The sequence below is a fragment of the Flavobacterium tistrianum genome, assembly GCF_003254545.1.
Taxonomy (GTDB): domain Bacteria; phylum Bacteroidota; class Bacteroidia; order Flavobacteriales; family Flavobacteriaceae; genus Flavobacterium; species Flavobacterium tistrianum.
On record NZ_QJRH01000062.1, the window covers coordinates 105,998 to 125,620 of the forward strand.

A 19,623-nucleotide genomic window follows, 5' to 3' on the forward strand; every position below is an offset into this window, starting at 1 on the left:
TTTTCGCCACGAATTCACGAATTTTCGCTAATTCCTTTGGCTTTAAAATATGAAAGTATTTCACAAATCAAATTCGAAAAATTCGACCTAGCTAATCAGCAAATTAAAAATAATTCGTGAATTCGTGGCTAATCGAACCCAGGAAATAAATTTAAAACGGATAGCCGATAGCGATATTCAGAATTAGATTGTCTTTTCTCCAAGAACTGCTTCCGAAATTAATATTATCAATTACCCATCTTTGTCCATCTGGCAATGCAGGATTTCGCAGCGGAATAGCTAAATCTGTTCTTAAAATCAAGAATGATAAATCGAAACGTAGACCTGCTCCTGCTCCAACAGCGATTTCTTTCATAAAATCTTTTGAGATTTCTGCTCCCGGTTTATTTGGATCGGCATGTAAAAGCCAGATATTACCAGCGTCTAGGAATACCGCGCCTCTTACAATACTGAAAAGTTTTGCTCGGTATTCGGTATTGAATTCCAGTTTTAAATCAGCAGATTGGTCTGGCGTATAATTGTCGCTTGTTGGCGGAGGAATAACATAACTTCCCGGTCCTAAAGTCCTGGCTCTAAAAGCTCGAATGCTATTAGTTCCTCCAACAACAAACTGCTTCGAAGCTGGCATCGTATTCGAATTTCCATAGGCAAATCCGGCTCCAACAATCAGTCTGCTGGCTAATTCGCTTTCTTTTCCTAATTTCAAATAATGCCTAAAATCAGATCGTATTTTTACATACTGGCTAAACGGAACATCAAATATTGTTTTAACCTTATTTGGATAGTCAGCACCCGTAATTAACCCTGTAAGATTTCCAGCCAAATCTAATTCACCATTAAAATAAATAGTATTTTTTCGACGTTTCTGCATTGTATTGGTATACGTATAATTATAAGTTGGACCAAAAACTAGTTGTTTTTCAATTACTTTTCCTAATGCTGGATCTTGTTCAATATCTTCTAAATATTCTGGCGTAACATGATTCGGGCTCACATACGTCACATCGACAATATTCAACTGGTGTTCTTTACGGATGTTTTCTTTCCACAAATATCCAAATGAAGTATTAAAAGAATTCAAAGCATAAAGCTGTGTTCTTTTTTGATATTCATAGCGAATGGTTGCTTTGGTTCTAGGCACATATTCGCTGTTTCCTTCGATATTAAAAGGTGTAACAAATCTTGGCCAAGTCAAGCTGACTTCACCTCCAAGCTTATATATATTTTTCCCTTTATTTACTCCTCCCAACTGAAAATCGGCACCACCAAAAACAGAAGCGGTAAATAGTTCTGCTCCACGCAAAAAGTTTCGGTTGTTCCAGTTTAGATTTAATTCTGTTCCTGTATAACTTGCCGAGTTGGTTTTCCCGATAACTTCTACACGAATAAACTTTTTAGGCAAAAGCGTAAGATAATAATACGAATCCAAAGCATTATCAATACTATCAGAAGGTTTAAACTCATTTTTGACAAAACTGAAAGTTCCAAGATTTACAAAACGGTTCAAAGTCAAATTGTGATCAGTTCGATTGTATAAATCTCCTTTCTTAAAATAGATTGTTCTATCGTAAACTCTTGGTTTAAAAGTTTCTGCTGTATCAATAATTGTAAAATCTTTATAATGAGTGATATTTCTATTTCTGTAAACCATACTATCGTTCGCCAAAGAATAATTCGGATAAACAAAAATGTTATTTATCGTATAAGCTCTTAACGCTTTTGCTGGAGTTTCGTCTTTAATAACCAATCTGATTTTTACCTCATGATCTCCTTTACTGCTATCTACTTTTGCCAGAAGATAATCGGGACTAAAATAGTAATATCCTTTTTCTTTAAGTCTTGCATCGATACGTTCTCTTTCTGCTTTTATAACATCTAAATCATACGGTTTACCAACTTTCAATAAACTGCGTCGGCTTGATCTTGCAATTATTTTTGACATCTTTAAAGAGTCGTCTGGAAAAGTCACGCTTTTAATAATATATTGTTTTTTGGGAACAACTGTATATTCTGCTGTTACTCTTTTGTTTCTTACGGTAGAATCAGCGCTAACACGAGTTTTAAAATAACCTCTGTTTTCAGTAAAATTACGTAATACTGAAGCATTATAATCTAAATCAACTTTACTAAAAAGGACTGGCTCCTCTCCAACTTTGTTTCGAAGCCAATATCTAAATCCTTTTTCTTTTTTAGGCTCGCCAGCAATATTATAAAACCACAATTTTGGACGTAATCCTAAAAAAGTCTTATTTGGTTTTGGACGAATAAGACCTTCTAATTCCGTTTGCAGTGCCTTTCTATCTTTCTTTTTCATGATAGAATCTTTCACTTTTACAGAACCTCCCGTATAAAGCAAATCGCCTTCTGGAAGATATTTTGTATTACTGCATCCGAAAACAAAAAAAAGGAATGTCAGCACAAAACACTTCGTAAAAAAATTATTTATATGATTATGTTTTTTGTTCATTCCCTTCAATTTGATTTTCTTGCAATTTCTCCTTTTCTTTATCTTCCTTTTTTTTCTGTTTTTCTTTCTCTTTTCGAAGCTTTTCTTCTCTTATCAATTCCTTTTCTTTTTCACTGCGATGGAAAAGTTCTCTAAATTTATTGTAGCTCATCGTAATAACAAATGCAACACCCGTTTCTATAACCTGTCCTTCCACTGCAACCTGATATTGGTTTTTGCGATACGCGCGAACCATATATCTTCCGTCTTTTGTTAATTGATAATCCAACGCTACATCTCCAGCAATATTGGTGCTTTCTTCATTGGCACGTTCTGCCCCTTCGACTCCAAAACTGCTTCCAACGGTTACTTTCAATCTATCATCCAACAGCTTTTTAGAAACCTCAACATTCAGATCGGTTCTGTTTTGCATGGTTCCAGAAGTGTAATCTTCGGTCGATTCTAAATCAAAATTGACTTCAAATCCTGTTATTAAATCTCCTGCCAGATTATTTAATTGCTGAGAAAGTATTTTACTTACACTTTGTCTTGCCATTGTTTCAGCACTTATACCGCCACTTTGACTTGCAAATGGGTTTTCGCCTACAAAACGATTCAATAATAAAAGAGCAAAAACCTGTTTATTCAATTCAGCCGGATCTTGCTCAAGCTGTTTCAATTTGCTTTGCGTTGTTGTAACTACATCTGTCGAGACGTTGTAATTTCCTTCTGGCAATACAATTCCAAAAGAAATTTCAGGTTTCATCAATTCTCCATTCATTTTCAATAAAGTCTGAAATGGAAGTTTTTGTTTATAAGTGTTTTGTACTGCCGGCGTCTCACTTTGTAACTGTTTTCCAACTAAATCTATTGGAGCTGCATTGACCTTATAAATAGCTGTAATATTTACGTTTGCCATAGTCGGCTCGCCGTTCCAGGTAATATAACTTCCTTGTTGAATATCGAATTTTCTTTTGATTCCGTTAAAGTTCATTTCATAGGCACCATCTGAAAACTCATATTTCCCTGTAAGGGTTGTTTTTCCAGACTGATCGATTCCTCCGACTAATTCGGCCTCACCTTTCAAGTTCAGATAATCTCCGTTTGATTTATCAATCAGGAGTGTCAATTCGGCTTCTTTATCAATCGTGATAGCAACATTTACATCCATTCCTTTCAATTCCGATTGATCTAATTTATTTTGAAGATCAACTGTTTGTTTCAAATACATATTGTCTTCGTCAACAAATTCTACAATTCCTTCGCGATCTGCAATAGAGGGATCTGATTGTGGCATTACCACCGTAAATTTGGTTTCTTTATTTATTTTAAGCGTTCCGTCAACAACCGGACTTTCCAAATTTCCTTTTATATTTAGTTTTGTATCTAAGAATAAATCACCGTAGAATAAATCGTTGTCTTTTGCTTTTGAATGAATGGCTCTAAAATCGTCAGCTTCAACAAGCAGATTGAAATTGTATTTAACGAAATCTGGAGATTGAATGGTTCCGTTTACAAACAACTCATTGTCATTTTCGTCAAAAAGGGAGAACTTGTTAAATGAAATGCTTCCATCATTAAAAGTAATTTTTTCGTTTTTCGTTTTAAAGTACGAATTCAGCTGTGTCACTCTAAAACCAGCATCATTAAAATTCAATTCGCCATTAATTTTAGGAGCTGAAGTATTTCCTGTCAATTTAAAATTTCCAGATAAAAAGCCTTGTCCATCAGTAATATTTCCCATACTGAAACCTTGAATACTTTTGATATAAAGTTTGTTAATAGCTACATCAAAATCAAAGTTTCCAGTATCCATCAGATAATCTCCCGTTACCTTTAAGTCATTTCCTTCATCGCTCAAGGCTACATTTGCAACAAGCGTATTGGCGGTTTTATTGTCAATTTTTATTTCTAAATCACCAACTTTTGAGCCTTTAAAAGTAAAATCATCAATTTTTAAATCGGATGTGAAAGTTGGATTTGTCATTACATTTTCAACCAATGCATTTCCGTTTATCAAACCTTGCATTAATAGTTCGTCTTTTTTAACCATATTCATAATGGTTTCGATTTTGAAATTGACAAAATTGACTTGCAAAGGCGCATTGTCTTGTGTTCCTTGAGATTGAATTTTTAATTCGTTTCCGTTATTGCTCAAATTGAACTTATTAACGTAAAGTCGTTTTTCTCCAAACTCAATTGCATTTTCAGGATCGACATTCCATTTATCATAATTTAAAATAAAACTATCCGCATCAAGCTTTACAATATTTTTAGAATCTTCTGCTTTAAATTCCCCCGCAATAAAATATTGCTGTTTTTGTTTTGCATCTTGAACTTCAAGCGCATAAGTCAGAATATTATTTTGCACATTTCCTGACAAACTTGTAAACGGAATTTTTAAAGAACCGCTTTCAATTGTGGCAACAGAAACTGAATATTCTAAAGCATTTTCTTTAGCCTCAATATTGATTCTTCCGTCGGAAATAGTGTTATTTGCATAAACAATTCTCGGAATCGTTCCTTTTACTTCCAAAGAATCTATCTGATTGTTGTATTTTCCATTAATTGTAAAAGGCTCTAAACCTGTCAGTTTTGGCAACAATTTAAAAAGTACAGGATCATTATCTACTTTGAGCATAAAAGCCAGTCTTTGCTCATCTGATTCTGCATTGACTTTTGGATTTTTGAGATCAATATATTTTGATAATGATTTTTGAAGTGAGTTTGCCAAGGTCGTCAATTTGTACTTTCCAGTTACTTCGGCTTTTAAAAATTGGGACGAAATTTTAATCGAATTGCTGTCTTTATCCGCGAAAGCAAAAACACGAATAGAATCTAAAACAATTGGTTCAACGTCTTGTAAAATCTGAATGTTTGATAAAAACACTTTTCCGTTTAAGAAATCAGGATTACTGTTGGTTATATCAGCATCGACATTTCCTCGAAGTTTCATTGGTCCCGCATGCAGATTCAGTTTTTCTAAATCGGCGATATCCAGATTCAATTTTAATTTTACAGTTGGATATTTATCTTTTGTATCACCAGATGCCGTTAAATTGAAATTCAGATTTGGATCTTCCATTCCAGATTTTACTGCAAAAGAACCATTTTCTATATTCCCTTTTAAAGCTAAATCTCTATAGGTATATCGATTAAAAACTGCTTTCTGAACTAAACCATCAATTGCTGCATTTGCGGTTTTTGGGTCTAAACCGTTTCCTTTAACTTTTGCTTTAAGCGTAATTTTTCCGATTGAATCATTTTTTATTAAACGTCCCAAATCGAAATCCAACAGATAAACTTGCGCATCATATTTTTCTCTTTTTTTAACTCGCTGATCAAACAGTGCATCGACTTTTGCATTTCCGAAACTGCTCGTTAAAGTCATATTCGTTTTAAAATTCTGAACAGAACCTTTAAATTTCCCTTGCAAACTTAATTGAGATGGCAGTTGAATGTTCTTCGGAATTGTTCCCGTCGGTACAAACATATTAATGTCTTTTGAAGTGGTCGAAGCTTTTTTGATATCCAAATCATAATATGCTTTTTGAGCATCTGGCAATCCGGCAATTTTCCCCGAAAGAGAAACTTTTGTAGAACCAATTCCGCTCATTTCAAACTTCGAAATATTCAAATCTTTTACTTTTCCGCTCACACGGCTATCCAAATACAAAACCGCATTCGGATTACTTTTAAACGGATTTGTATTTTGAAGATTGGGAACAAACAAAAGAATGTCTTTGAAACCAATTTTAGATTGCTTTAAATTAGCATCAATAGCAAGATTTCCTAAATCTTTTTGAAGGGATTCTAGTGATTTATACTGCGCTTGAACTTTATCTTGAACGAGAGTTTGCGGTGTTTTCAAATATAAATTTTCCAACGAAGCATTTTTCGGTCCGTAAAAGAAATCGGTTTTGAAAGACTGGATCTGCAAACCACTTTTTTCGTTTACGGTAAGTGTTTTTATATTTCCTGAAATTGTATCATTTCCATAATATAATTTTTCTGCTTTAAAATTGAATTTATCCAAATCCAAATGCGCGTAATCAATTCCTTTTGTCTTGGGTTTTGACTGCTCATCATCAAACTTGAAAGCGATATTTTCTAGATTGGTTTCGTTGAGTTTCACTTTCCAACCTGCTTGTTTTATTGCCGTTGTATCTAAATTGGGAGTTACAATTTGTTTGTCTTTTGCGCCTAATCGCAGATTTCCACTAAGATTTTTTACTTCGAAAGTATCAAAATCTAAAAGCTGTTTGTTCAAATCAATTTTGTTTACAGCAAGATTTAAATTTCCTAAACGAATGCCTGAATTGAGTTTAGAATCTTTATTATCGTATAAAATATCGATTTTTGATAAAGTGATTTTATTCAATGTCAATTTAAAATCTGGCCGTTTCGAAACTGTATCAACCGTTTTAACTGAAACTTCGGCAATTTTCTCCACAACATCTTGATCTAAAACTATTTTTAGACCATTTAAATTAATATTCGGAATATTAAAATCCATTTTGTCAAGATCAAACTTTTTGAATTTGGTATCAAAATGAGTTAAGTTCACTTTGATATCATTTCTCGAAAAATCATCTTTAAAATTAAATTTAACCTGATCAAGATTTACTTTAACAACCGAAATTTTAAACGGCTTAGCATTTGGGTCTTCAACTTTTGGTTCTTTTGATTCAAATGCTTTTATGATATAATCGAAATTGAAAACCCCGTCTTTATTTCTGGAAATATTGGCTTTTACATTTTCCAGCGAAACCGAATTGATTTCCAATTCGCTACTAACCAATTTAAAAAGATCAACGTCAACTTCTAAGCGTTTACCAGCCAGCAAAGTATCTTTTTTTTGATCTTCAAAATAAAAACCTTCCAGAACTACATCTTTGGGAAATTTGATCAAGATTTTATCGAGAGAAACTTTGGTTTTGATTTTACCTTCAAGATAAGTAATCGCTTTATCTTTAACGAAATTTTGTACCGACGGAACTTGAATTAAGATTATAAGAAGTAGTAAAATTGCAATTATAGAAACCACGCACCACATTAAGATACGAAGTGTTTTTTTAAGAAAATAGACTGGTTTCTTATTCATACGTCAATAAAATCGCATTAGATTAAAATCGCTTCTGAAAAAAGCAGGATTGCACATTTTACAAAAATGTAAAATTTAAACCTTAACAATTTACATAATTATGAGCAATTATTCTAAAATTTTATTGCTAAATGATTTATTATTACACAATAAAAAAGCCAAACAATAAAATTATTTGGCTTTAAGATTTTATTTTTTAGTTACAAACCTTTCTAATAAGAATATGTGGCTTTGAATGATATCGCTTTGTAATTAATTTCGGTAGGGAAATTTTGGTCATCATAAGTATATGTGATCTCATTGGTGTAACTAGAATTGTCTGGCAAAGTAGTAGAATAACTTGTTACATTATTAACCGATGAACTAACTTGCGGTTGCTCCTCAAAGATTTTATTAAACCCTAAAATATTTCTCTTCGGACTATTTTTATTATCGTATTTATATGTTGTTACAGATGATTTAGTCTCATATTTTATGATATTTCCGTCCTTTAATGTATAAAAGTTTTTTGCTGAAATGACTTCTTCTGCTCCAGTTGAAATAGTAACTCGAGTTATTACAAATGAAACGACATCATTAGATTCATACGTATAGGAATACTTATCATAATAGTCGCGTCCTGGAAGTTTTCGCAAATAAGTTGTCAGTTTTCCATTAGTATAACTGTACTCATCTGTAAAGTCTGAAGCCTCTTTCTTTGTAATTAAATCTCCTGTATAAGTATATTTTACAACATAATTACCAGAATGAGTACTACTTACAATTTTATTTCCATCAAAAACGAAATCAATAGTCACAGGGTTATCAAGGTTATAAATAATTTGTTTTTTTGGCACTCTACTTGTCTCAGTATTTTGAGAAGTATCGGCTTCGCTTGAACAAGATGTAAAAACTAATAGCGAAATGCAAAGCATATAAGTAATTTTCTTCATCATATTTAAAGGTATTTATTACAAATAAACATAATTTCAGAGTCAAAACATAATATTTTGCTGATTTTTATTTTGAGTATTTTCAAACAAAAACTTCAAAAAAACTTCATTAATACATTAAAAAACAATATGAGGCCATTTTTTCTCAACGTTTTTCATTTTCTGCTGAAGATTGGCTAGAAACTTTTTGTGCTGGTCTGATTCTGGATTGAAACTTCTGTGGCGCAGACTTTTTTGGATTTCATCTATTTCTTTCATTACAGGACCGCTTTCTTCTGAAACATAATTTTCACTGAAAAGCTTCCAGATATAATCTATCGCAATCTGATTGGGATGCAACATATCTTCGCTGTAAAAACGATAATCTCGAAGTTCGTCCATCATAATTTCATAGGAAGGGAAATAATTATGAGTTATGAGTTTTGAATTATGAGTTTTTAAAACTTGATGCAAGCCAGTAAACAAATGCGATTTGCTCAATTGGTTTTCTACAAATCCATCTTTAATATGACGAACTGGGGAAATCGTGAAAATGAAATTTATATTGGGATTTAAAGTCTGAATAGCTTCGATTGTACTTTCAATACTTTCCTGAATAACTTCTACCGACAATAATTCTTTTGAAAATTGCTTTTGAGGCACTTTATGGCAGTTGGCTACAATTTCATCTTTTTCAAGGTTTCTATAAATCCAAGAAGTTCCTAAAGTGATGATATTATGAGTTGCTTCTTTAAGCTGTTTATGTGTTTCTGTTACTGCTTTATTTAGCGTTTCTAATAACTCTTGTCTGTCAGCGTTGCTCAAATCCGAATGCACTTCAAAACTGTGCCAGCGCTCATTTTGAAAAAAAACATCTTTTTCTTCAAACAGTTTCTGCTGGCAAACTCTTCTAAATAAACTTTCAATTGAAACGGGATTAAAAATTATTCCAAACGGATTGGTTTCGTTCTGAAATTTAAAATAATCAAATTTCTCCGCCATATTTTCTGCAAAACAAGATCCAATTGAAAGCACTTTCGAATTATAATCGATAGGATTGTTACTTTTTGAAATGGGTATTTGGGTTCTGAATTGCATGGCTTTTTTATTCAAAAATACAGTTAAATCCTCATTTATGATCAAAAAAATCCCCAATTAACTCATTTGTTAATTTGGGGATTTTTTTTATTTAAAAACTAAAATTAGTAAGCAATTTCTAATTTAAAAGAGTTTTTTGAGTCTCCAGAAAAGAATTCAGTAACATAGTTACTGCTATTGTATTTATTAGTCGTTTCTACAGTTGCTGTTTTAGTAACTGCACCGTTAGAATCATAAGTCACTGTAACACTTTTTACTGTATTATTTACAGAATAAAAGTCAAAATCACTATCTAAATCTAATAATGCCTTTAAACCTGTAATGTTGATAAAAGGGCTTTTCTTGTTGTCATAAGTGCTTGTTATTTTTTCCGCCAATACACCATCAATTAATTCTGAAGATACTAAATTTCCGTTTGCGAAAGTATAAAGTGTAGTAGTATCATACTTAATTTCTTGTTTATTGATGATTTGAGATTGGTTAACATTAACTGTTCCGTTTGCGTTATACACAAAAGTTAATTTCTCTTGAGTACTTTTATTAGCTTCCCATGTTGAAATTTTAGAAACTAATTTTGTTCCTTCATAAGCATAAACATCTGTCGATTGTAAAACACTAGAAGCATACTTTTCTACTTTAGTAATAAGATCTCCTGTGTACGTATATACAGATCTAGACGCATCTGAACCAGCAAGTTCTTTCAATTTGTTTCCATCATACGTTAAAGTATAAGTATAACTTCCTGATTGTCCATTAAGAACTTCTGTTTCAGTAATTTTTTTTGGTAATAGTACAGCATCTGTAGATTCTGATGAATCATCACTTGAACAAGATGTTAAAACTAGTGCTAAAGCACCAAAAAGGCATAATAATTTTTTCATTTTCGTCTTGGTTAAAATTCTTAATGGTGCAAACGTAGTATAACCAAATAGCAAAACCTTACGGGATTCCACATCAAAGCACATTTTCCAATTGAGACAATTCTTAAGACACTAATAACAAACAATATAAATGATCAATAAAATAGGAAAAATTTCCAAAAAAAACTTGAATATCAAAAAACAATACCATTTTTATGACTTATTTATTTTTCAATTAAAAAATTGAAACACATAAAACTTTAAAAATCCCATTGGCAATTTCACCTGTAAAAAATTTAGATTTTTAATAACAAAAACCAACTCTAGAAACTAAAACAATTCCTTATTTTTGCATCTTCCATTTTTTTAAAATCTTATATGAAATTACTATATACCTACATTATCAGACACAAAATGCTCTTGTTTTTTGCGTTGATAATGGCTACTATCAACATCTGTTTCAGTTTGTCAGACTCTGTAATTACAGGGAAATTAATGCAAGATTGCGGTGTCGGAATTGCAAAATACAAAGGAAACGAAATCGGATTTATAAAATCTTTGGCTTTCTGGCTTGGACTTTCGCTTGGTGCTGCCATGGTTTCCAGAATTACCAAAAACTTTCAAGATTATTTTACCAATGTAGTTATTCAGCGTACTGGTGCTCAAATGTATACTGACGGAATAAAAAAATCTCTTGACCTGCCGTATGCTGAATTTGAAGATCAGCGAAGTGGCGAAACTTTGAGTAAGCTGACAAAAGTTAGAATTGATTCAGAAAAACTGATTACGCTTTCTATTTCTTTAATTTTCCAGACTATTATCGGTTTTATATTTGTAATCGTGTATGTTGCGAGAATTGATTTCAGAATTTCAATTATCTTCTTAATTACGGCGCCAATTATTGCTTTGGTAAGTTTGTATTTAGGAAAAAAAATTAAAATCGTTTCTCGAAAAATTGTCAATCAAACCAATGCATTGGCGGGTTCAACTACCGAAAGTTTACGAAATATAGAATTGGTAAAAAGTCTTGGTTTGACCTATCAGGAAGAAAAACGTCTAAACTTAAATACATTTAAGATTCTTCAATTAGAATTGCAAAAAATCCGTTTTATTAGAAGTTTAAGTTTTATTCAAGGAACAACGGTTCATTTCTTAAGAACTTGTGTTGTTTTTGCGTTGTATTACTTTTTATTTGGAGGAAAAATTATCGTTGGAGACTTATTGACAATGGTGTTTTTTACGTTCTTTATTTTTGGTCCATTACAAGAATTAGGAAACTTTATTATCGCTCTGAATGAGACAAAGGTTTCTATGGAGAATTTCAAACATTTATTAAATGCTCCGAAAGAATTCCGTCCAAAAACTCCAAAACATATTGGCGCAATTCAGAAATTACTTTTTGCAAATGTTAGTTTTCAGCACAAAACTGCCAAATTTAAAGCCGTTGAAAATATAAATTTCGAAATCAAGCAAGGCCAGACCGTTGCTTTTGTTGGCCCATCTGGATCTGGAAAAACAACATTAGTAAAATTATTAGTTGGATTATATACGCCAGAGGAAGGACAGGTTCTCTACAATGATATTGATTCTACTGAAATTGATTTATTAGACTTAAGAAAGCAGCTTGGTTTTGTAACACAAGATGCGCAATTATTCTCTGGAACAATTCGCGAAAACTTATTATTCGTTAAACCCAATGCAACCGACGAAGAACTATATGATGCTTTACAACGTGCAAGTTGTGATAAACTTTTAAGACGTGCAGAAGATGGTTTAAACACCACAATTGGCGAAGGCGGAATCAAAGTTTCTGGCGGTGAAAAACAGCGTTTATCTATCGCTAGAGCTATTCTTAGAAATCCAAATTTATTGATTTTTGATGAAGCTACGTCTGCTTTGGATTCTATTACCGAAGAAGAAATCAATGATACGATTAGAAATATCTCGGATAAAAACAGAATCACAGTTTTAATTGCGCATCGTTTATCGACTGTAATGCATGCGGATAGAATTTTTGTTTTAGAACAAGGTAAAATAATTGAGCAAGGTAAACATGAGGATTTGATTGTAGAGAAAGGATTGTATTACGCTATGTGGCGCCAGCAGATTGGGGAGAGAAAATAGTTTTCTGAGTCGCTAAGATTCTAAGTTACTAAGGCTCTAAGCTTTTTAACAATCGAAAAACGTACTATTTGTCATTTCGACGAAGGAGAAATCTCCGTAAGTAACTCCGCAACGAAAATCCAATCTTTGTCGAGCTTCTCGTGGAGATTTCTCCTTCGTCGAAATGACATAAAATGAGAGAATACTCAAATAAAAAACCCGACAGATTTTAAAAATCTGTCGGGTTTACTTTTATAAAAAACTTAGAACCTTAGTATCTTAGATTCTTAGAACCTTTATTTAACAAAATCCACCGCTTTTGTAAGCGCCTCACCAATTCCATCAACATTTTTACCTCCTGCAGTTGCGAAGAAAGGCTGTCCTCCTCCTCCACCTTGGATGTATTTACCTAATTCGCGAACAACTTGTCCAGCGTTTAAGTTTTTGCTTGCTACAATTTCTTTAGAAACATAACATGTTAACATTGGTTTTCCTTCATGTGCTGTAGCCAAAACGATAAATAAGTCGTTGTAAGCATTACCTAACTCATAAGCTAAATCTTTTGCTCCTTCTGGATTTAAATCTACTTGTTTTGCCAAGAACTGAACTCCATTGATTTCTTGCAATTCTTTAGCCAAATCAGCTTTCATATTTTTAGCTTTATCTTTTAACAAAGCTTCCAATTGTTTTTTCAATTGAGCATTTTCGTCTTGTAACGCCAAGATTGATTTTACAGGATCTTGGGCATTTTTCAGTGCCTCTTTAATTTCAGCTAAAGAAACAGCTTGCGACTCAAAATATTCTTTCGCAGCTTCGCTTGTTATTGCCTCAATCCTTCTGATTCCAGCTGCAACAGCACCTTCTGAAACAATTTTAAAATGCCAGATATCAGATGTATTGGCAACGTGAGTTCCTCCACATAATTCGACAGAATCTCCAAATTTAATAGTACGAACTAAATCTCCGTATTTCTCTCCAAACAAAGCAATTGCTCCATCTTCTAAAGCTTGCTCTTTCGGAATAGCTCTTTTTTCAATTAATGGTAAACTCTCACGAATCCTTGCATTCACGAAGTTTTCTACTTCTACTAATTCTTCATCAGTTACTTTAGAGAAATGAGAAAAGTCAAAACGCAATGAAGCATTTCTTACCATCGATCCTTTTTGCTCAATATGAGTTCCTAAAATCTTACGTAAAGCTTGGTGCAACAAGTGCGTAGCCGAGTGGTTAGAAGAAGTTTTAGCTCTCTGGTTTGCATCAACAACCGCATTAAAAGTTCCCGTAAGGTTTTCTGGCAACGATTTTGCTAAATGTATCGTTTGGTTATTTTCTTTTTTAGTATCAATAATATAAACGATGTCTCCGTTTTGAGCTTCTAAATATCCCTTATCTCCCGTTTGTCCTCCGCTTTCTCCATAAAATGGAGTTGCATTGAAAACCAATTGGAAAATCTCACCATCTTTTGCGCTTTCTACTCTACGGTATTTCGTAATTTTTACTTGCTGAGATAATCTGTCATATCCAACAAATTCCTGAATATCATCTTCTACAAGCACATTCCAGTCACCAGCTGTTACTTTAGATGCTGCACGAGATCTTTCTTTTTGTAATTGTAATTGCTCTTGGAAACCTTCTTCGTCTAATTTCAATCCTCTTTCAGAAAGAATTAAAGCTGTTAAATCGATTGGGAACCCATAAGTATCATACAATTCAAATGCTTTTTTACCATCAACAGTATCTGTATTGTTATTTGAAATTACAGCATCTAAAAGAACTAATCCTTGATCTAATGTTTTCAAGAATGAATTTTCTTCTTCACGAATTACATTCGAACAAAGTGCTTTCTGCGTTCTGATTTCTGGGAAAGAATCTCCCATTTGCTCGCTTAAAGTCTCAACCAATTTAAAAATAAACGGCTCTTTTGTTCCTAAGAAAGTAAATCCGTAACGAATTGCGCGACGCAAAATTCTACGAATTACATATCCAGCACCCGTGTTAGAAGGCAACTGACCGTCAGCAATAGCAAAAGCCACCGCACGAACGTGATCTGCCACTACACGAATAGCAATATTCATTTTATTTTGTTCCTCACTAATGCCTGTTACATCATTAGTTGTATATTTTGCTCCAGTAATGGTTTCGATTTCTCTAATTAAAGGCATGAAAACATCAGTATCATAGTTTGATGTTTTTCCTTGTAAAGCCATACACAAACGCTCAAATCCCATTCCGGTATCAACGTGTTGAGCTGGAAGTTTTTCTAATGAACCATCAGCTTTACGGTTGAATTCCATGAATACGTTATTCCAGATTTCAACTACCTGCGGGTGATCCTTATTTACAAGGCTTTTTCCAGAAACTAAAGCTTTTTCTTCTTCAGAACGCAAATCAACGTGAATTTCAGAACAAGGTCCGCATGGTCCTTGGTCACCCATTTCCCAGAAATTATCCTTTTTGTTTCCAAGAATGATTCGATCTTCATCGATTAAAGTTTTCCAAATATCCCAAGCTTCTTGATCAAATGGAACGTTATCTTCTTTACTTCCTTCAAAAACAGAGACATAAAGATTCTCTTTTGGAATTTTGTACACTTCTGTCAATAGTTCCCAAGCCCAGTTGATTGCTTCTTTTTTGAAGTAATCACCAAAAGACCAGTTTCCTAACATTTCAAACATTGTGTGGTGGTAAGTATCAATACCAACCTCTTCAAGGTCATTATGTTTTCCTGAAACACGAAGACATTTTTGTGTATCGGCTATTCTTGGACTTTTTGGAGTTCCGTTTCCTAAGAAAAATTCTTTAAACTGGGCCATTCCCGAGTTATTGAACATTAGGGTTGGGTCGTCTTTAAGAACAATAGGAGCTGAAGGGACAATAGTATGCCCTTTACTCTCAAAAAAATCTAAAAATTGTTTACGTACGTCTTGTGATTTCATATTTAAATTAGAAAAATGTGTCTGTTTTAATGTGTCAATTTGAAAATTAGATCATTAGCTAATTAATTCATTTGGTGATGCGTTAAGTTTTTTATAATGTAATTAAAAAACTTATAATTTAAACAATAAATTGCCTATTTTGCGCATTATCTAATGATAAAATAGCCCCAATATCTAATCATTAATCCTCGTAAAAAAGTGTCGAATAACTGAAACAATTAGCAGTTTTATTCGACTAACTCATTTTACAAGGTGCAAAAATAGCGTATTTTAAAATATGGCGAAAGTAAAATATTATTACGACCCAGAAAATCTGGCTTATACGAAAATAAAAACCAGAAAAAGAATAAAAATAGGTTACGCATTACTGTTTTTACTGGCATCGGCACTGTTTGGTTTCTTAGTTTTTGTTCTTTTAATTAACACACCTTATTTCGAAACTCCAAAAGATCGTTTACAGGCACGTGAAATTGAAAATTTGAAACTTCAATATGCCATTTTGAATAAAAAACTAGACGAAATTGATGAAGCTGCAGATGCATTAGAAGAACGTGACAATAATATTTATCGTGTTTATTTTAACAAAGCTGAAATTCCAGATTCGATTCGAAAAGCTGGTTTTAGAAGTTCTGACAAATACAAAGCGCTAGAAGGATACAACAATTCTCAATTGGTTTTGAATGCAACAAAGAGAGTTGACAAACTTTCGAAGCAATTAGCAATTCAGTCCAAATCATTGGATGAAATTTTAAAATTAGCTGGAGCTAAAGAAAATTTATTATTGGCTATTCCTGCCATTCAGCCAGTTCGAAATGAAAATTTAAAACGTGTCGCGTCAGGTTTTGGGTACCGCATTGACCCATTCACGAAAGTGAGAAAAATGCATAACGGAATGGATTTCACCGCCAATACAGGAGCTCCAATCTACGCAACAGGAGATGGTGTTGTAGAAAGAGCTGACAACACGGCTTCTGGATACGGGAATCATGTTGTGATCAGGCACGGTTTTGGATATGAAAGTTTGTACGCGCATCTAAGCAAATACAACTGCCGTCCTGGGCAAAGAGTGAAACGCGGCGATGTTATTGGTTATGTTGGAAGCACAGGAAGATCTGAAGGTCCGCATTGTCATTATGAAGTGCATAAAGACGGAAAAGTGGTTAACCCTCTTAATTTCTATTACGGAAATATTTCGGCTGTAGAATATGTGGCAATTTCGCAAATGGCAAACCAAGAAAATCAATCATTAGATTAATAGTACAAAAAATACTATTTTTGAAGTAAAATAGAAAAAAACGAATCATGCATATTGAACTTTCTAAAGACAAAAGATATTACAGTATTGGCGAAGTTGCCAAAGCTTTTAATGTCAATGCTTCTTTGATACGATTTTGGGACAGCGAATTTGACATTCTAAAACCTAAAAAAAATGCAAAGGGAAATAGAATGTTCACTCCAGACGATATTACCAATCTTCAATTGATTTATCACTTAGTTAAAGAAAGAGGATTTACACTTGAAGGTGCCAAAACACACTTAAAAGAAGGTCAGAAGAAAACGTTAGATAAATTCGAAATAATACGTAAATTAGAGTCGATAAAAACGCAACTGAACGACATAAAAAACGAATTGTAATTAAAAATAGAAATAAACTTAAATCAAAACAAATATGAAAAAGTGGTTAATCCCTGTAGGAATTATTGTAGCACTTATTGCTATTATCGCATTTTGGTCGATTGGTATTAAAAATACTGCTTTACAACACAGCCAAGCTGTAAATAAAGAATGGGGAAATGTTCAAACGGCTTACCAAAGACGTAATGATCTTATTGGGAATTTAGTAAACACTGTAAAAGGTGCTGCAGATTTTGAAAAAGGAACTTTAACAGCAGTTATTGAAGCTCGTGCAAAAGCTACTTCGGTAACAATTGACCCAAGCAATGTAACTCCTGAGCAATTAGCAGCATTTAACCAAGCTCAAAGCGGAGTATCTTCATCATTATCAAGATTATTGGTTTCTGTTGAGCAATATCCTACTTTAAAAGCAAACGAGAACTTCTTGAAATTACAAGACGAATTGGCAAGTACTGAAAACCAGATTTTAACGGCTAGAACTCGTTTCAACGAAGCTGTACAAGTTTACAACGGTTACATCTTATCTATTCCTAACAAATGGTTCTTGAGCGAATACAAAGAAAAACCATACTTTGAAGCATCTACTGGAGCTGATAAACCTGTTGAAGTAAAATTCTAAAGATTTAATATTATTGATTAACGATTTCAGATGTAATCTGCAATCTAAAATCTACAATCTAAACTCTAAAATAATTTCCATGTCAAAAGTAGAAGATTTTTTAAGCAAAGAAGAAGAGCAAGAAATTGTTGAAGCTATTCGCATGGCTGAAAATAATACTTCTGGCGAAATTAGAGTACATATAGAAAAAACAACTTCTAAAGTCCATTTTGATAGGGCTTTAGAAGTTTTTCATGAATTGCGAATGAATGAAACTAAATTGAAAAATGGAGTATTACTCTATTTTGCAGTTGAAGACAAAAACTTTGTAATTTGTGGAGATCAAGGAATTAATGATGTAGTAGCCAACGATTTTTGGGATTGCACCAAAGACATTATGGTGAATCATTTTAAAGCCGGCAATTTTAAACAAGGAATTGTTGACGGTATTTTGAATGCCGGGGAACAGCTCAAAAAATATTTTCCATCTCAGGAAGACGATGTCAACGAATTATCTAACGAAATCTCAAAAGGATAAATAATGAAAAATTCCCAAATTAAAATCTCAAATTCTAATAGAATTTTTCAGCTTACTTTTTTGTTTATCGCATTATTTATCAGCAATGCTATTTTTGCACAATTTGAGATTCCACCAAAGCCAAGTTTTCAAACTTCTGTTTACGATTATGCCAACATTTTAAGTTCTACAGAGAAAGCACAATTAGAAGAAAAACTAATTCGCTATTCAGATTCTACCACTACTCAAATTGTTGTAATTACTATTGAAAGTTTAAAAGGAGAAGATGTAAGCCAATTAGCAACAAAATGGGGACAAACTTGGGGAATTGGAGGAACCAAAGAAGACGATAATGGAGTTGTCATTCTTTTAGCAAAAAACGAAAAGAAAATCGCTATCAATCCAGGATACGGGCTTGAAGATCGTTTAACGGCTGGTATTGGCGGAACAATTATCAGAAACATTATTATACCAGAATTTAAAGCAGGAAGTTTTTACAATGGTCTTGATAAAGGGACTGATGCCATTATTGATGTTTTTAAAGGAAAATTTAAAGGTGAACGCAAACAAGCCAAAGGACAAGACTTCCCTTTTCTGCCTTTTATCGTAATTGTTGTAATTGTTTTAATCTTACTCTCTCGAAATAAAAGAGGCGGCGGAGGTAATTCTGGCAACAATGGCGGTGGTGGCCCTAGCCTACTTGACGCTATTATTTTGAGTAATCTTGGAAGAAGTAGCGGTGGATTTGGAGGTTTCGGCGGTGGATCATCTGGTGGCGGTTTTGGCGGAGGTGGAGGCTTCGGCGGCGGATTTGGCGGTGGAGGTTTCTCTGGCGGTGGATCTAGCGGAGGCTGGTAATTTATTCTGGTTCTAATTTTCTTTGTTTGGGGTTTCATGTTTAGGTTTCAATCTTAAAATATCATACATTTACATTTTACAATATATTATAGATGTTATCACATAAAGCAAAATACGCCCTTAAGGCCTTACTTTATTTAGCAGAACAAGACGAAAATCACATTTCTAGAACTGTAGAAATTGCTGATGGGGCTAATATTCCCAAAAAGTTTTTAGAGCAAATTTTATTAGATCTAAAACGCGGTCGTTTTGTAAGCAGTAAGCAGGGAAAATTTGGCGGTTATTATCTGATAAAATCCAAAAATGACATTACTCTGGCAGAAATTCACCGATTATTTGATGGTGCAATTGCACTTTTGCCATGCGCTTCTTTAAATTTTTACGAGCCCTGCTCTGATTGTAAAACCGAGTCTGAATGCAGTCTGCGTCACGGTTTGATGCTGATTAGAGATAAAACTTTGAAGGCTATGGAAGGCATCACAATCGCTTCACTTGTAAAAAAATAAAAAAATATTTTTTAAAGTCTAGTAAATCGATAGAATTAATTATATATATTT

Annotated in this window: 13 protein-coding genes; 7 read left to right on the forward strand and 6 right to left on the reverse strand. The window is 33.2% G+C overall.

Annotated features, from left to right (window positions below):
- Window positions 1-151: 151 nt before the first annotated feature.
- The 5 genes from tamL to DMB71_RS05035 all read right to left on the reverse strand — a co-directional run bounded on the left by tamL (window position 152) and on the right by DMB71_RS05035 (window position 10,440).
- Complete coding sequence (gene tamL, locus DMB71_RS05015) at window positions 152-2,467, reverse strand: translocation and assembly module lipoprotein TamL (RefSeq protein ID WP_111364190.1); 2,316 nt, start codon at window positions 2,465-2,467, stop codon at window positions 152-154.
- Window positions 2,451-7,550 carry a translocation/assembly module TamB domain-containing protein gene (locus DMB71_RS05020; RefSeq protein WP_111364191.1) on the reverse strand — a complete coding sequence of 1,700 codons (5,100 nt, stop codon included), beginning with the start codon at window positions 7,548-7,550 and terminating at the stop codon, window positions 2,451-2,453. The genes tamL and DMB71_RS05020 overlap by 17 nt, the downstream gene beginning before the upstream one ends.
- Window positions 7,551-7,762: 212 nt before the next feature.
- Window positions 7,763-8,485, reverse strand: a complete 723-nt coding sequence (locus tag DMB71_RS05025; protein ID WP_162614781.1) for a hypothetical protein — start codon at window positions 8,483-8,485, stop codon at window positions 7,763-7,765.
- A gap of 114 nt (window positions 8,486-8,599) precedes the next feature.
- Window positions 8,600-9,559: a GSCFA domain-containing protein gene (locus tag DMB71_RS05030; protein WP_111364274.1), complete on the reverse strand. Its 960-nt coding sequence runs from the start codon at window positions 9,557-9,559 to the stop codon at window positions 8,600-8,602.
- Window positions 9,560-9,663: 104 nt separating this feature from the next.
- The gene (locus DMB71_RS05035) at window positions 9,664-10,440 is read right to left on the reverse strand and encodes a hypothetical protein (protein ID WP_111364195.1); all 777 of its coding nucleotides are present in this window, start codon (window positions 10,438-10,440) and stop codon (window positions 9,664-9,666) included.
- Window positions 10,441-10,797: 357 nt separating this feature from the next.
- Here DMB71_RS05035 and DMB71_RS05040 point away from each other — a divergent pair, with 357 nt between their 5' ends.
- Window positions 10,798-12,543: an ABC transporter ATP-binding protein gene (locus tag DMB71_RS05040; RefSeq protein WP_111364197.1), complete on the forward strand. Its 1,746-nt coding sequence runs from the start codon at window positions 10,798-10,800 to the stop codon at window positions 12,541-12,543.
- Between the two features lie 275 nt (window positions 12,544-12,818).
- On the opposite strand, the gene alaS is transcribed toward DMB71_RS05040, so the two are convergent.
- Window positions 12,819-15,458 (reverse strand): alanine--tRNA ligase, encoded by a 2,640-nt coding sequence (alaS, locus tag DMB71_RS05045; protein ID WP_111364199.1) that lies wholly within the window; start codon window positions 15,456-15,458, stop codon window positions 12,819-12,821.
- A gap of 277 nt (window positions 15,459-15,735) precedes the next feature.
- On the opposite strand from alaS, the gene DMB71_RS05050 reads away from it, so the two are divergent.
- The 6 genes from DMB71_RS05050 (at window position 15,736) to DMB71_RS05075 (ending at window position 19,572) form a co-directional block, all read left to right on the forward strand.
- Window positions 15,736-16,713: a M23 family metallopeptidase gene (locus DMB71_RS05050; RefSeq protein WP_111364201.1), complete on the forward strand. Its 978-nt coding sequence runs from the start codon at window positions 15,736-15,738 to the stop codon at window positions 16,711-16,713.
- Between the two features lie 47 nt (window positions 16,714-16,760).
- Complete coding sequence (locus DMB71_RS05055) at window positions 16,761-17,093, forward strand: MerR family transcriptional regulator (protein WP_111364203.1); 333 nt, start codon at window positions 16,761-16,763, stop codon at window positions 17,091-17,093.
- A 34-nt stretch (window positions 17,094-17,127) separates the two neighbouring features.
- A complete protein-coding gene (locus tag DMB71_RS05060) occupies window positions 17,128-17,712 on the forward strand; it encodes a LemA family protein (protein ID WP_111364205.1) in 585 nt (194 codons plus the stop codon).
- 79 nt (window positions 17,713-17,791) lie between these two features.
- Entirely contained in the window at window positions 17,792-18,229 is a 438-nt protein-coding gene (locus DMB71_RS05065; RefSeq protein WP_111364207.1) for a TPM domain-containing protein, read from the forward strand.
- A 3-nt stretch (window positions 18,230-18,232) separates the two neighbouring features.
- Entirely contained in the window at window positions 18,233-19,066 is an 834-nt protein-coding gene (locus DMB71_RS05070) for a TPM domain-containing protein (RefSeq protein WP_111364209.1), read from the forward strand.
- A gap of 92 nt (window positions 19,067-19,158) precedes the next feature.
- A complete protein-coding gene (locus DMB71_RS05075) occupies window positions 19,159-19,572 on the forward strand; it encodes an RrF2 family transcriptional regulator (protein ID WP_012023964.1) in 414 nt (137 codons plus the stop codon).
- The last annotated feature ends 51 nt before the right edge of the window (window positions 19,573-19,623 follow it).

Coding starts and splice junctions, on each gene's coding strand:
- tamL (WP_111364190.1), bottom strand. CDS start 2,467: ATGAACAAAAAACATAATCATATAAATAATTTTTTTACGAAGTGTTTT.
- DMB71_RS05020 (WP_111364191.1), bottom strand. CDS start 7,550: ATGAATAAGAAACCAGTCTATTTTCTTAAAAAAACACTTCGTATCTTA.
- DMB71_RS05025 (WP_162614781.1), bottom strand. CDS start 8,485: ATGATGAAGAAAATTACTTATATGCTTTGCATTTCGCTATTAGTTTTT.
- DMB71_RS05030 (WP_111364274.1), bottom strand. CDS start 9,559: ATGCAATTCAGAACCCAAATACCCATTTCAAAAAGTAACAATCCTATC.
- DMB71_RS05035 (WP_111364195.1), bottom strand. CDS start 10,440: ATGAAAAAATTATTATGCCTTTTTGGTGCTTTAGCACTAGTTTTAACA.
- DMB71_RS05040 (WP_111364197.1), top strand. CDS start 10,798: ATGAAATTACTATATACCTACATTATCAGACACAAAATGCTCTTGTTT.
- alaS (WP_111364199.1), bottom strand. CDS start 15,458: ATGAAATCACAAGACGTACGTAAACAATTTTTAGATTTTTTTGAGAGT.
- DMB71_RS05050 (WP_111364201.1), top strand. CDS start 15,736: ATGGCGAAAGTAAAATATTATTACGACCCAGAAAATCTGGCTTATACG.
- DMB71_RS05055 (WP_111364203.1), top strand. CDS start 16,761: ATGCATATTGAACTTTCTAAAGACAAAAGATATTACAGTATTGGCGAA.
- DMB71_RS05060 (WP_111364205.1), top strand. CDS start 17,128: ATGAAAAAGTGGTTAATCCCTGTAGGAATTATTGTAGCACTTATTGCT.
- DMB71_RS05065 (WP_111364207.1), top strand. CDS start 17,792: ATGTCAAAAGTAGAAGATTTTTTAAGCAAAGAAGAAGAGCAAGAAATT.
- DMB71_RS05070 (WP_111364209.1), top strand. CDS start 18,233: ATGAAAAATTCCCAAATTAAAATCTCAAATTCTAATAGAATTTTTCAG.
- DMB71_RS05075 (WP_012023964.1), top strand. CDS start 19,159: ATGTTATCACATAAAGCAAAATACGCCCTTAAGGCCTTACTTTATTTA.